The sequence below is a fragment of the Micromonospora echinofusca genome, assembly GCF_017614955.1.
In the GTDB taxonomy this organism is placed as follows: domain Bacteria; phylum Actinomycetota; class Actinomycetes; order Mycobacteriales; family Micromonosporaceae; genus Micromonospora; species Micromonospora echinofusca_A.
Genome location: NZ_WVUH01000238.1, coordinates 1 through 11768 on the forward strand (window position 1 = coordinate 1; position 11768 = coordinate 11768).

Annotated in this window: 13 protein-coding genes, 2 tRNA genes, 1 other RNA gene and 1 pseudogene; 8 read left to right on the forward strand and 9 right to left on the reverse strand. The window is 72.0% G+C overall.

Translation table 11 applies throughout. The features are described 5' to 3' along the window. Positions 1-609: pseudogene (locus tag GSF22_RS23160) on the forward strand (DUF6114 domain-containing protein); the annotation flags it as partial. A gap of 69 nt (positions 610-678) precedes the next feature. On the opposite strand, the gene GSF22_RS23165 reads toward GSF22_RS23160, so the two are convergent. The 3 genes from GSF22_RS23165 to GSF22_RS23175 all read right to left on the reverse strand — a co-directional run bounded on the left by GSF22_RS23165 (position 679) and on the right by GSF22_RS23175 (position 4328). Next, positions 679-2349 carry a DUF885 domain-containing protein gene (locus tag GSF22_RS23165; RefSeq protein ID WP_208815843.1) on the reverse strand — a complete coding sequence of 557 codons (1671 nt, stop codon included), beginning with the start codon at positions 2347-2349 and terminating at the stop codon, positions 679-681. A 109-nt stretch (positions 2350-2458) separates the two neighbouring features. Continuing rightward, on the reverse strand, positions 2459-3535 hold the full coding sequence (locus GSF22_RS23170; RefSeq protein WP_208815844.1) for a PHP domain-containing protein: 1077 nt from the start codon (positions 3533-3535) through the stop codon (positions 2459-2461). Between the two features lie 28 nt (positions 3536-3563). Continuing rightward, positions 3564-4328 (reverse strand): M23 family metallopeptidase, encoded by a 765-nt coding sequence (locus GSF22_RS23175; RefSeq protein WP_208815845.1) that lies wholly within the window; start codon positions 4326-4328, stop codon positions 3564-3566. A gap of 78 nt (positions 4329-4406) precedes the next feature. On the opposite strand from GSF22_RS23175, the gene GSF22_RS23180 reads away from it, so the two are divergent. From GSF22_RS23180 to GSF22_RS23195, 4 genes are all read left to right on the forward strand, one after another. Next, positions 4407-4805: a hypothetical protein gene (locus tag GSF22_RS23180; RefSeq protein WP_244368290.1), complete on the forward strand. Its 399-nt coding sequence runs from the start codon at positions 4407-4409 to the stop codon at positions 4803-4805. A gap of 60 nt (positions 4806-4865) precedes the next feature. Then, positions 4866-5069 carry a hypothetical protein gene (locus GSF22_RS23185; RefSeq protein ID WP_208815855.1) on the forward strand — a complete coding sequence of 68 codons (204 nt, stop codon included), beginning with the start codon at positions 4866-4868 and terminating at the stop codon, positions 5067-5069. A 161-nt stretch (positions 5070-5230) separates the two neighbouring features. Further along, complete coding sequence (locus GSF22_RS23190; protein ID WP_208815853.1) at positions 5231-5755, forward strand: tRNA adenosine deaminase-associated protein; 525 nt, start codon at positions 5231-5233, stop codon at positions 5753-5755. A 188-nt stretch (positions 5756-5943) separates the two neighbouring features. Further along, positions 5944-6441: a nucleoside deaminase gene (locus tag GSF22_RS23195; RefSeq protein ID WP_208815854.1), complete on the forward strand. Its 498-nt coding sequence runs from the start codon at positions 5944-5946 to the stop codon at positions 6439-6441. Positions 6442-6518: 77 nt separating this feature from the next. Here GSF22_RS23195 and deoD read toward each other — a convergent pair whose 3' ends face one another. Next, on the reverse strand, positions 6519-7226 hold the full coding sequence (gene deoD, locus GSF22_RS23200) for a purine-nucleoside phosphorylase (RefSeq protein WP_208815846.1): 708 nt from the start codon (positions 7224-7226) through the stop codon (positions 6519-6521). Positions 7227-7301: 75 nt separating this feature from the next. Between deoD and GSF22_RS23205 the strand changes: the two genes are divergently transcribed. Then, positions 7302-7388, forward strand: a tRNA-Ser gene (locus GSF22_RS23205). A gap of 75 nt (positions 7389-7463) precedes the next feature. On the opposite strand, the gene GSF22_RS23210 is transcribed toward GSF22_RS23205, so the two are convergent. The 5 genes from GSF22_RS23210 to GSF22_RS23230 all read right to left on the reverse strand — a co-directional run bounded on the left by GSF22_RS23210 (position 7464) and on the right by GSF22_RS23230 (position 10155). Further along, positions 7464-7991 (reverse strand): hypothetical protein, encoded by a 528-nt coding sequence (locus tag GSF22_RS23210; RefSeq protein ID WP_208815847.1) that lies wholly within the window; start codon positions 7989-7991, stop codon positions 7464-7466. 39 nt (positions 7992-8030) lie between these two features. Then, positions 8031-8606, reverse strand: a complete 576-nt coding sequence (locus GSF22_RS23215; protein ID WP_208815848.1) for a hypothetical protein — start codon at positions 8604-8606, stop codon at positions 8031-8033. A gap of 72 nt (positions 8607-8678) precedes the next feature. Continuing rightward, positions 8679-8858 carry a hypothetical protein gene (locus GSF22_RS23220; RefSeq protein WP_208815849.1) on the reverse strand — a complete coding sequence of 60 codons (180 nt, stop codon included), beginning with the start codon at positions 8856-8858 and terminating at the stop codon, positions 8679-8681. A gap of 10 nt (positions 8859-8868) precedes the next feature. Further along, on the reverse strand, positions 8869-9867 hold the full coding sequence (locus GSF22_RS23225; RefSeq protein WP_208815850.1) for an NAD-dependent epimerase/dehydratase family protein: 999 nt from the start codon (positions 9865-9867) through the stop codon (positions 8869-8871). Positions 9868-10070: 203 nt separating this feature from the next. Then, positions 10071-10155: transfer RNA gene (locus GSF22_RS23230), tRNA-Ser, on the reverse strand. 82 nt (positions 10156-10237) lie between these two features. Here GSF22_RS23230 and ffs point away from each other — a divergent pair. Beyond that, positions 10238-10328: signal recognition particle sRNA small type (ffs, locus tag GSF22_RS23235), an RNA gene on the forward strand. A 236-nt stretch (positions 10329-10564) separates the two neighbouring features. Then, a partial coding sequence (locus tag GSF22_RS23240) for a DNA polymerase III subunit gamma and tau (RefSeq protein WP_208815851.1) occupies positions 10565-11768 on the forward strand: 1204 nt, incomplete at its 3' end.

The following is an 11768-nucleotide window of genomic DNA, read 5'->3' on the forward strand; positions in this document are numbered from 1 at the left end:
CCCACGGCGTCCGCCCCCGCCAGCAGCCCGACCGCCAAGCCGGCCGTCACGGCGACCACCGCCCCGACCGGTCGCCCGGCGCCGGGTGGGACCTCCGGACCGCAGCGGTGCCGGCCGGGTACGCCGGTTTCGCCGGCTCCGGTGCAGCCCGGCAAGCCGCTGCCCCGGGTCGCCGTCGACCCGGACCAGCCGCCGGTGGCCAAGAAGCCGGGCCGGCTGACCGGCTCCAAGGTCACCATGACGGCGCTGCGCTTCGAGGGCATCGTCGACCTGCCCACGGTCGACGGCACGCTCCGGGCGCTGAAGTTCACCATGAGCAAGGCTGTCACCGACGACTTCCAGTTGGACGTGGACGGACCGCTCGCCACGACCATGCGGTACCAGACGGGCGCGCTGACCGTGCAGGGCGACGTGTCCTTCTACACCACCCGGTTCGTCGGCCGGTTCCTCGGCATCAAGGTCACCCTCACCCCGGACCTGCCGTTGCCGGACGGTATCCCGATCACCTCGCCCCTACCGCTCACCTTCACCGAACCGGTGATCGACCTGGCCTACCTCGACTGCGACCAGCTCAGCGTCGAACCGACCCTGAAGCTGGGCATCGTCTGACAGCACCACCAGCCGCCGGTGCCGGTGGACCGTCCCTCCGACGGCCCACCGGCACCGGCGTACGGCTGGTCAGAGCCGGGCGAGCGCGTTGCGCAACGGGTCGAGACCCAGCCCGCCCAGGTCCAGGGCCTGCCGGTGGAACTCCTTCAGGTCGAAGTCCGCGCCCCGGCGGGCCCGGGCGTCGTCCCGGGCCTGCAACCAGATCCGCTCGCCGACCTTGTACGCCGGAGCCTGCCCCGGCCAGCCCAGGTAGCGGTTCAGCTCGAACCGCAGGTTCTCGTCCGGCACCCGGCAGTGGGCGCGCATGAACTCCCAGCCCAGCTCCGGGGTCCACCGCTCACCGGGGTGGAAGTCGAACGGGTTGTCCTTCGGGATCTCCAGCTCCAGGTGCATACCGATGTCCACGATCACCCGGGCGGCCCGGAACGCCTGACCGTCGAGCATGCCGAGCTTGTCACCCGGGTCGTCCAGGTAGCCCAGGTCGTCCATCAGCCGCTCCGAGTACAGCGCCCAACCCTCGCCGTGCCCGGAACACCAGCAGAGCAGCCGCTGCCAGCGGTTGAGCAGCTCGGCGCGGACCGCCGTCTGCCCGACCTGGAGATGGTGACCCGGCACCCCCTCGTGGTAGACCGTGGTCACCTCACGCCAGGTGGAGAACTCGGTGATGCCCTGCGGCACCGCCCACCACATCCGACCCGGCCGGGAGAAGTCCTCACTCGGCCCGGTGTAGTAGATGGAGCCGTCGCTCGTCGGCGCCAGGCAGCACTCGATCCGGCGGACCTGCTCCGGGATGTCGAAATGGGTACCGTGCAGGTCGCTGATCGCCCGGTCGGCGAGCTCCTGCATCCAGTCCCGGAACGCCTCCTTGCCCCGGATGGTGCGGGCCGGGTCGGCGTCCAGCACGGCGACCGCCTCGTCGATGCTCGCCCCCGAACCGGCGATCCGCGCGGACACCGTCCGCATCTCCGCCTCCAGCCGGGCGAGTTCCTCGAAACCCCAGGCGTACGTCTCGTCCAGGTCCACCCGGGCGCCGAGGAAGTACTGCGAGGCCAGTTCGTACCGGTCCCGGCCGGCGGCCTGCTTCTCCCGACCCCGGGGGGCCAGCTCGTCCCGGAGGAACTGCCCGAACTGGGCGGTCGCCGCCGTCGCGGCGGCGGCACCCCGGCGCAGCTCGGCGGCGAGCGCGCCCTCCGCCGAGAGGCTCTCGGCCAGGCCGTGGAAGAAGTTGTCACCGGCCGGGTCGGTCCAGATGTCACACTGCTTGGCGACCTCGACCAGCTGGGCCCGGGAGCTGACGTGCCCGGCGTCGGCGGCGGTACGCAGCGTGGTCCGGTAGTCCTCCAACGCGCCCGCGAACCGGTTGAGCCGGGCCGCGATGTTGGCGACCGCCTCCTCGCCCTCGGTGGGCATCAGATCGAAGACCTGACGGATCTCGTGCAGCCCACTGGTGATCACGTTGACCTCGCTGGCCACCTCGCCGGCCTCGTGCCGGGCCAGTTCCAGCCCCAGTCGCTCCTGCATCGCCTCCCGGGCGGTCCGCTCCCGTTCGGTGTCCGGCTCGGTCACGTCGAGCGTGGCGAGGGTACGCCGGATCAGCTCGGCGCGGGCGTCGTAGCCGACCGGCGACAGGTCGTCGAGCTGGTCGTCGTACCCGCTGATGCCGGCATAGGTGGCGCCGACAGGATTGAGCGCCGCCCAGTCGGCGACGTACTGGTTGGCGAGGTCATCAATTCGTCCCACCACTCGACACTACGTGACCGGGTGACGCCCACGCTGCCCAGTATCCGGGCCGATCAGCGGCCCGAAATGCCGATCATGCCGAAGGGTGTCGTCGACCCAGAGTGACGGATCAGTCGGCCGAGTGTCCGGCAGCCCACCGGAGCAGCCGCTCCGCCGGCCAGGTGTTCACCACCCGCTCGGCCGGTACGCCGCACAGCGCCGCCCGTACGCAGCCGAAACGCTGCCAGTCGAGCTGGCCGGGGGCGTGTGCGTCGGTGTTGACGGCGAAGTCGCAGCCCGCCTCCAGCGCCTGCCGGATCAGCCGTTTCGGTGGATCCTGCCGTTCCGGCCGAGAGTTGATCTCGATCGCCTTGCCGTGTTCGGCGCAGGCGGCGAAGACCTCCGCCGCGTCGAAGCGGCTCTCCGGGCGGGTACGGGCGCGGTGCCCCCGGTCCCCCGGGCCGGTCACCCCCGCCGGGCGGGACGACACCATCCGGCCGGTGCAGTGCCCGAGGATGTCCAGGTGCGGGTTGGTGACCGCAGCGAGCATCCGCCGGGTCATCTTCGCCGGCTCGTCGTTCAGGCCGCTGTGCACCGAACCGACCACCACGTCCAACCGGGCCAGCAACTCCTCCTCCTGGTCCAGGCTGCCGTCGGCCAGGATGTCCACCTCGATCCCGGTCAGGATGCGGAACCCGGCCGGCAGTTCCGCGTTCACCTCGGCCACCTGGTCGAGCTGGCGGCGCAGCCGGTCCGCGGTCAGCCCCCGGGCCACCTTCAACCGGGGCGAATGGTCGGTGAGGACCAGGTACTCGTGCCCCAGCTCGACCGCCGCGAGCGCCATCTCCTCGATCGGTGAACCACCGTCCGACCAGTCCGAGTGGGTGTGGCAGTCGCCGCGCAGCGCCGCCCGCAGCGCCGTCGCCGCCGCGTCCAGGTCCACCCCCTCGGTCGCCACCAGACGCCGCAGGTAGACCGGCTCCTCACCGGCCAGCGACTCGACCACGCACCGGGCCGTCACCTCACCCACCCCGGGCAACTCGGTGAGCTTCCCGGCGGCGGCCCGGTCGGCCAGCTCCCGACCGGGCAGCGCGGCCAGGGCCGCCGCCGCCGAGCGGAAGGCGCGTACCCGGTAGGTGGCCTCGTTGGCGCGTTCCAGCAGGAACGCGATGCGGCGCAGGTCGGCGATCGGATCCCGGGCGGTCATGCCCTCGAACCTACGCCCGGGACGGGCGTCAGTCGGCCTTCGGCGCGGCCGGACAACCGTGCTTCCGGTGCCAGGCGGTGACCTCGTCCGCCGCCGACCGGTTCACCTTGCGCCGCCACGCGGTCAGGTACGGCGCCGGCCAGACCACCCCGCGCCGGATCCACCACCCGTCCGACCCGGTGCACGGGGGTGAGATGCCGAAGTGCAGGTGACAGACGTTGTTGGCGTTGCCCGTCCGGCCGACCGTGCCGACCTGCTGACCGGCCCGGACCCGGACACCCGCCTCGACCCCGGTCGCCACGACGGTGAGGTGCGACCCGTAGTAGCGCACCCCGTCGTCACCGAGCAGCGACACGAACAGCCCGCCGTTGAACGGGCCCCGGGGCCCCCGCTTGTCGAACCGGTCCACCCGGCTCACCTCCAGCACCCGGCCGTCGGTCACCGCCACCACCGGTGTACCGCAGGCGGCGAAGATGTCGGTGCCCGGGTACGCGGAGTGGGTCGGGTGGTACGACGCGTTCGTCGCGCGCACCGGGAAGACGTACCGGCCGGAGGTGCTCGCGGAGGCGGTCGGTCGTCCGGTCGGACCGCCGGTCGTCGCGGCCGGGGTGGACGGCAGCGGGATGGTGGTACCCCCGTCGCCGGTCCCCGCGCTCCACCCGGGCGCCGGCAGGGTGGGCCGGGGCACCGGCGGTCCACCGTCCGCGCAGGCACCGGCGAGCAGCACCACCACCGACAGCAGCACCCGGTACGCCGCGTGTCCGGTCCGGGACCGCAGGGCATCCGCTCGCATCCCGACATCCTGGCAGACCGGCCCGGTCGACACCGTCCGTGACCCGTCCACCGCCCGTCGAGCGGGTACGCTGCCGGCATGGCGCAGCAGCCCGTGTTTCCGCCGGGGCCCGGTGCCCCGGGCGGACCCGGTCACCCCGCGGCGCGTACCCCGTCGGGTCTCTTCCCCTCGCTGGCGCCCCGCCGGCCCACCTACCGCGAACCGCACCCGGTGCGGGGGGCGGGCGTCGCGGCCGGCGGTGGGGCCGCCGCGCTGTGGCTGCTGGTGTTCGGCCTGCTCGGGCCCGGGCTGGTCGGCTACCTGTGGTGGACGCTGTTCGCCGGTGCGGTGGCCTGGCTGGTGGCCCTGGTGCTGGTCCGGGTCGGTGACCGGGGCGTGGCGACCGGCATCGCGATCGTCACCGCCGGTGGCTGGAGCATCGCGGCAGCGGTGCTCGCCACCCGGTGGGCGACCAGCGGAAACTGGCCACTCTGGTGACCGGCGGCCCAGCCGGCAGGTGACGGTGGGTGCGGTGCCGGCTGCTCAGCGACATCGACCTTGACGAACGTTCAGCAACTCGGCACGCTCGGCAGCATGGGCTGGACAGTGCAGCGGCTCGACCCCGACCGCAGCAGACGGCGACTCGAACTCCTCGCCGAGCTCGCCGGGGCCAGGGCGGTACGCGAGCGGAAACGTCCGCAGCGCGCCCGCACCGAGCGGCTCCGACAACTCATCGCCACCCGCCGTCGCCCGGTGGACTGAGGTCGTCGGGTGGCCCCGCCGGGTGGGCGGAACTTTTCCGGCTATTCCGTTCCCGGTTCCGGGGCGTTGTGCACTGACCTGCCCGGGGACCGGTTACCGTCACGCGTGACAGTCGGCGGTGTTCTACTGCGGGTACGCCGAAGCGTTTCTTGGGGGAGATAGTGGCCTACTTCGCTGCGGCCGTGGTGCGTGACGCGACCGGTTGGACGGCGGCGGAACTCGACCTGGCCGGCGTGGTGGACCTGGACGAGGTCGCCGACCGGTTGCGGGACGTGGAACCGGACGCCGGTACCTCGTTGCTCTTCGTCGAGTCCGACGACATCTACCTGGTCGTCATGCGCCTCGACGACGGGGAGGACCTGCGGGTCTTCGCCTCCGACTCGGCGTTCGCCGAGGAGTCGCGCCTGGGCGCCGTCCTGGTCGGGGACATCAAGGTACCGGCGGTGGAGACCGAGGACGGGTCCCGCCGGGGCACGGGTACCGACGAGGACGACAACGAACGGCCGGCCGCCGATCCGGACGCCGACCCGGTGGGCGACGCGGACCTCCTCGCCGACCTCGGCATCCCGTCGTCCCGGCTGCTGCGGCTCTGCGCGCACGAGGGGATGCTCCCCGCCGACGTGATCGCCGAGATCTGCCAGGTGATCGGCTGCGCCGACGAGGTCGAGGACCTGCGCGGGGTGTGACCGTGTCCGACTCACCTGAACACCCGGGCACCGGCCCCGTCGACCGGGCCGATCCGGCACTCGGCCGGATCAGCGCGGCCGGTCCGCCGCCCGCCGCCGCAGATCCCCACGCACCGTCGACGGTGGGCCCCGACGAAGGGCTGGCCGACCCGGCGGGCGTCGGCCGGCGGCAACGACACGAACTGTGGATGCGGCGTGCCCTGGAGGTCGCCGTCACCGGGCCGGACGCCGGCCTCCCGGCCACCGGTAGCCGGGACGCCGGCCGTCCGGACACCGGCCCGCCGGACACCCGCTTCCCGGCCGACGGGGACATCCCGGTCGGGGCGGTCGTCTACGGACCGGACGGCACCGAACTGGCGACCGGCCGCAACGAACGGGAACTCACCGGGGACCCCACGGCACACGCCGAGATCCTGGCCCTGCGCCGGGCCGCCGCCCGGGTCGGCGAGTGGCGGCTGGACGGCTGCACCCTCGTGGTCACGCTGGAGCCGTGCACCATGTGCGCCGGAGCCCTCGTCCTCGCCCGGATCGGCACCGTGGTGTTCGGCGCCTGGGAGCCCAAGACCGGCGCGGCCGGCTCGCTCTGGGACGTCGTACGCGACCGGAGGCTCAACCACCGTCCCGAAGTGTACGCCGGGGTACTCGCCGCGGAGAGCGCCGCCGTACTGCGCGCCTTCTTCCGCTGAGGGGTAAGGAAGGGCCCCCTCTTAACGCTTTCGGTAGAGGAGGGGGCCCCTGTTAACACTGTGGGCGGCTCGGGACCTCAGGCGACGATGGTGTCCAGAGCGATCTCCACCATCTGGCTGAAGGTCTGCTCCCGTTCCTCGGCGGTGGTCTTCTCGCCGGTCTTGATGTGGTCGCTGACGGTCAGCAGGGTCAACGCCCGCGCCTTGAACCGCGCCGCGATCGTGTAGAGCGCGGCCGACTCCATCTCCACCGCCAGGACGCCGTAGTCGGCGAGCGCGTCGTAGAGGTCCGGGCGGTCGGTGTAGAAGGCGTCCGCCGCCAGGATCGGTCCGACGTGCATGCTGATGCCCCGCCGCTCGGCCACGTCCACCGAGGTACGCAGCAACCCGAAATCGGCGACCGGGGCGTAGTCGATCAGCCCGTCGAAGCGCATCCGGTTCATGTTCGAGTCGGTCGACGACCCGATCGCCGCGATCACGTCCCGCAGTTGCAGATCCTCGCGCAGCGCCCCGCAGGAACCGACCCGGATCAGCGACTTCACGCCGTACTCGTTGATCAGCTCGTGGGCGTAGATCGAGGCGGACGGCATGCCCATGCCGGACCCCTGGACCGACACCTCGACCCCCGACCACCTGCCGGTGAAGCCCAGCATGCCCCGGACCGTCGAGTAGCACCGGGCGTCCTCGAGGTACGTCTCCGCGATCCACTTGGCCCGCAGGGGGTCACCCGGCATCAGGACCCGTTCGGCGATCTCGCCCGGCTTCGCGCCGATGTGCGTACTCATGGCTCAGATCCTGCCAGGCGTTCGGGGGCGGTACCCCCGCGACACCGGTCTGCGGCGTCGGGTACCCTTCTCGGCGGTGGTGTGTCCGAGTGGCCTAAGGAGCACGCCTCGAAAGCGTGTGAGGGTTTACGCCCTCCGCGGGTTCAAATCCCGCCGCCACCGCTCGTGAAACGCGAGAACGCCCGGTCGGTCCTCACGGACTGACCGGGCGTTCCGCTTGTGGTCCCAGTACCGGTCTCAGCAGGGGCTGTACCCCTCGTCGAAGAGCCGGCGGGCGTGTTCGGCGTACCCGGCGATGGTCTTGCGGACCGTCCGTCCGTCGTGGAGGAACAGGTACGCGCGGTCGCCGTCGCGGGCCAGCAGCCCGTCGAACCGGTACGTCCCGGCCGGGGCGGACAGCCCGGTGGCGTCGGGGTACGCGGCGCGTACCCGGCTGACCGGGGTACCCACGGTGACGCCCTCCGGGGTCCGCATGGGCGGGCTGGCCCAGAGCAGCACCAGACGTTCGTCGGCGAAGATCGGGCTGACCCGGTCGAGTCCGGCCAGACCGGGACCGCAGGGCGCCTCCGGTTCGAGTACGCCCCGCCGGGCCAACTCCTGCTCGGTGTCGCCGAACTCGACGGGCCCCAGCCCGTCCAGGTCGATGACCTCCGGCACCGCGGCGTCCAGTGGTGGTGCCGCCGTCGGTCCGGGATTGCCGCCGCTGCCGGCGATGGCTGCCGCAGTGAGCAGGGCAGCGATGAATGACAGTTGTCGTAGCTTCACGTGATCCCCCGGCTACCCAACGTGTCTTAGTCGTTATGGTTACTGCTTGTCTGGGGGGTTCTGTCGGGATTCCCACTCCTCGGCCAGATCCTCGTAGTGGTCCGGGGTCAACCCGCGTCGTCCGTGCATGAGCCAGCCGTCCGTGTCCGGCATCAGGTGCAGCCCTACCTCGGCGAAGAGGTCGATCCAGGGGCCGGGCTCCACGCCGAGCCGGCGTAGCGCCCCGTTGATCGGCCACTCCCCGCGCGGGGCGGTGAACTCGTCGTCGAACGTCGGGCCCCACACCGTCCGGCCGTCCAGCCAGACGGTCGCCGCCTGGTACCCGCTGCCGCCGGAGAACTCGGCCTCCAGGTAGCCGACCTGACCCAGGTGTGACCATTCGGCGAGTACCCGGGTCAGGTCGTGCCCGAGGACCAGATGGAAGGGCCGGTCGACGCTGCGGGGCTCGTTGTCGAAGTCCGGCAGGCGACCGGTCAACTCCTCGACCAGCAGTGGTGTGACCGGGAGCAGGGCCATCTCCTGGCGCAGTTCGGCGAGTACCGCGTGGTCGAGATCCGCCGTCTGCCCACGCAGCAGGTCGGCGTCGGCGATCACCGCGCTGAGTTCGTAGCCCATCGTGTCCTCCACAGGTGTTGCCCACAGCCTGTGGATAGAACATGTGTACGACGGTGGCGGGCCCGGATCGGCTCAGCCACGGGCGGCGAACCACACCGCGAGCGCCAGGCCGCCGCAGACCGTCAGCGCCGTCATCAACGCGGCGGCCAGCACGAAGACCACGGTGAAACCGGCGTACCCGCTGCGGCCCCGGCTCCGGTGGGCGGGCACGTCCGGGTCCCCCTCCGGCTCCGCCGCCGACGGCTCGATCACATCGGGCACGTTACCGGTGGTGGGCGACAGTCGCCTCCGCACCGCCGTTCAGGGCCTGCTCGTCGGCGCTGAAATCGGCGGACGCGTCGGCGGGTGGATGATCGAGGTGCCACCGTACCGAGGCGGCGATCGAGGCCACCGGGTCCGCCGGCCGCCAGTCGAGCAGTGCCTCCGCCCGGCCACTGGTGTACAGCACGTGCTGGGCCAGGGCGCGGGTGAGCCGCAGGTCGGCGGGAACCAGCTCGTCCGGTACCCGGACCAGTTCGGCCTCGTGCCCGGCGGCGGCCAGGACCAGCTTCAACCAGGACCGCATGCTGTAGGTGACCGACTCGCCCAGGTTGAACACCGCACCCCGGGCCGCCGCCGGACGGTCCAGGGCCGCGAGCACCCCGCCGGCCGCGTCGTCCACGTGCAGCCGGGTCAGCAGGGTGCCGGCCGCGCCGACCGGGATCCGGGTACGACCGGCGCGTACCCGCCGCAGCACCGGCTCCTCCCGCCGCTGCTGGTCGTGGGGGCCGTAGACCATGCCCAGCCGCAGCACGGTGCCGCCCCGGGCCAGGTACGCCGGTTCGACGTCGAGTTTGTCGTAGTCGTCGAGCCCGGCCCCGCGACCCCGGTACGGGTACCGTCCGGTGCGCAGCGGGGCGGTCTCGTCCAGCGGCAGCGGCACGGGCGTGTCGTCGTCGGCGAGCAGCAGTTCCCACACCCGGTAGACGTCCACGCTGGAGAGCAGGACCAGGTGTACGTCCGGCAGGTGCGGCAGCACCGCGTCGACGTCGGCCCGGCTCAGCGCGTACGAGTCGACCACCGCGTCCGGCGCGAAGGCGCGTACCTGGTCGGCGACGTCGGCGAAGTCCCGCCGGTCGACGTGCAGGTGGGCACAGGGCGGCAGGTCCGCCGGCTCGGTACGGCCCCGGTGGATCACCAGGACCTCGTCGCCCCGTTCCGCCAGCCGTTCGACCACCCGTCGCCCGATGAACTCCGTACCGCCGATCACCGCCACCCGCATGCCGCCAGCCGATCACACCGTGGGGATGCTGCCAAGGCCGGTACGCCCCTGGCAGAACGCTGTCGAGCTGCTCCATCCGTGCGTGCGGTGTCCGCGTGTCAACTGACACCGGGCGGCCGAAACTGAGACGAGAACGACCCGAGAGACGATTCAGGGCCGGTCCCCGTGGGGCCGGCCCTGCTCGTTTACGCTGCTCAGAAGAGCGGAGGATACGAGATTCGAACTCGTGAGGGTGTTAACCCAACACGCTTTCCAAGCGTGCGCCCTAGGCCTCTAGGCGAATCCTCCGTGGGACAGAATACAGGTCCCCTGCGGGTTGCCCACCCCACCACCCTCGGAGATCTACAACGGTACCGGGTAGACTCTGCGGTACCCCCCGTGCGGCGTGCATCTCGTGAACCTCCCCAGGGCCGGAAGGCAGCAAGGATAAGCGGGCTCTGACGGGTGCACGGGGGGCCTTTCTGTTTCCGGTGCCGGTCGATCGAGGCAACCGCTCACCAGGCCGACCGGTCGGCCTGGTCGACCCGTGCCGGCTGCGCCGGCCGTACCCGGGATCGGTCAGGAACGATCGGGCCGCACCGGATGTCCGGCACACCGGTCACCCCGCCGGCAGGATGATCGCGGACGGGCCTGCGGGGCGGGTGGTCACCCGGGCCGGACCGGCGCAGAATGGCTCGGTCGAGAGGAGGCGGAACGGGTGGCACTGGCGCTCTACCGCAAGTACCGGCCCCGGACGTTCGCCGAGGTGATCGGCCAGGAACACGTGACCGAGCCGCTGTCGCAGGCGTTGCGCAGCGGGCGGCTCAACCACGCCTACCTCTTCTCCGGCCCCCGGGGCTGCGGCAAGACATCCAGCGCCCGCATCCTGGCCCGCTCCCTCAACTGCGAGCAGGGTCCGACCCCGGACCCGTGCGGTACCTGCGACTCGTGTCGCTCCCTGGCCACCGACGGTGGCGGCTCGATCGACGTCATCGAGATCGACGCGGCCAGCCACGGTGGCGTCGACGACGCCCGGGAACTGCGCGAACGCGCCTTCTTCGCCCCGGCCAGCAGCCGCTTCAAGATCTACGTCATCGACGAGGCGCACATGGTCTCGTCGGCCGGGTTCAACGCGCTGCTCAAGCTGGTCGAGGAGCCGCCGGAGTTCGTCAAGTTCATCTTCGCGACCACCGAGCCGGAGAAGGTGCTCGGCACGATCAAGTCGCGTACCCACCACTATCCGTTCCGGCTGATCCCGCCCGGGGTGCTCCGGCCCTACCTCGAGCAGTTGTGCGAGGCGGAGGGAGCCCGGATCGACCCGGCGGTCTTCCCGCTGGTGGTGCGGGCCGGTGGCGGTAGCGCCCGGGACAGCCTCTCCGTGCTCGACCAGCTCATCGCCGGGGCGGGCCCCGAGGGGGTCACCTACGCCCGGGCGGTCGCTCTGCTCGGGGTCACCGACTCGGCCCTGATCGACGAGATGTGCGACGCGCTCGCCGCCGGGGACGGCGCGGCGGCGTACGCCACCGTCGACCGGGTGGCCGAGGCCGGGCACGACCCGCGCCGGTTCGCCTCGGACCTGCTGGAGCGGCTGCGTGACCTGATCATCATTCAGCAGGTACCGGACGCGGCGGCGAAGGGGCTGATCGACGGTCCGGCGGACCAGTTGGAACGGATGGCCGCGCAGGCGCAGCGGCTGGGGCCGGCCACGCTGTCCCGCTGCGCGGACATCGTGCACAACGGCCTGGTGGAGATGCGGGGCGCCACCGCACCCCGGCTGCTGCTGGAGCTGATCTGCGCCCGGATGCTGCTGCCCGGCGTGGACGACTCGACCGGGGGTCTGCTGCAACGGTTGGAGCGGATGGAGCGCCGGTTGGCCTCCGCCGGTCCGGTGGCGCCGCTGTCCGCCCCGCCCGCCGCGTCCC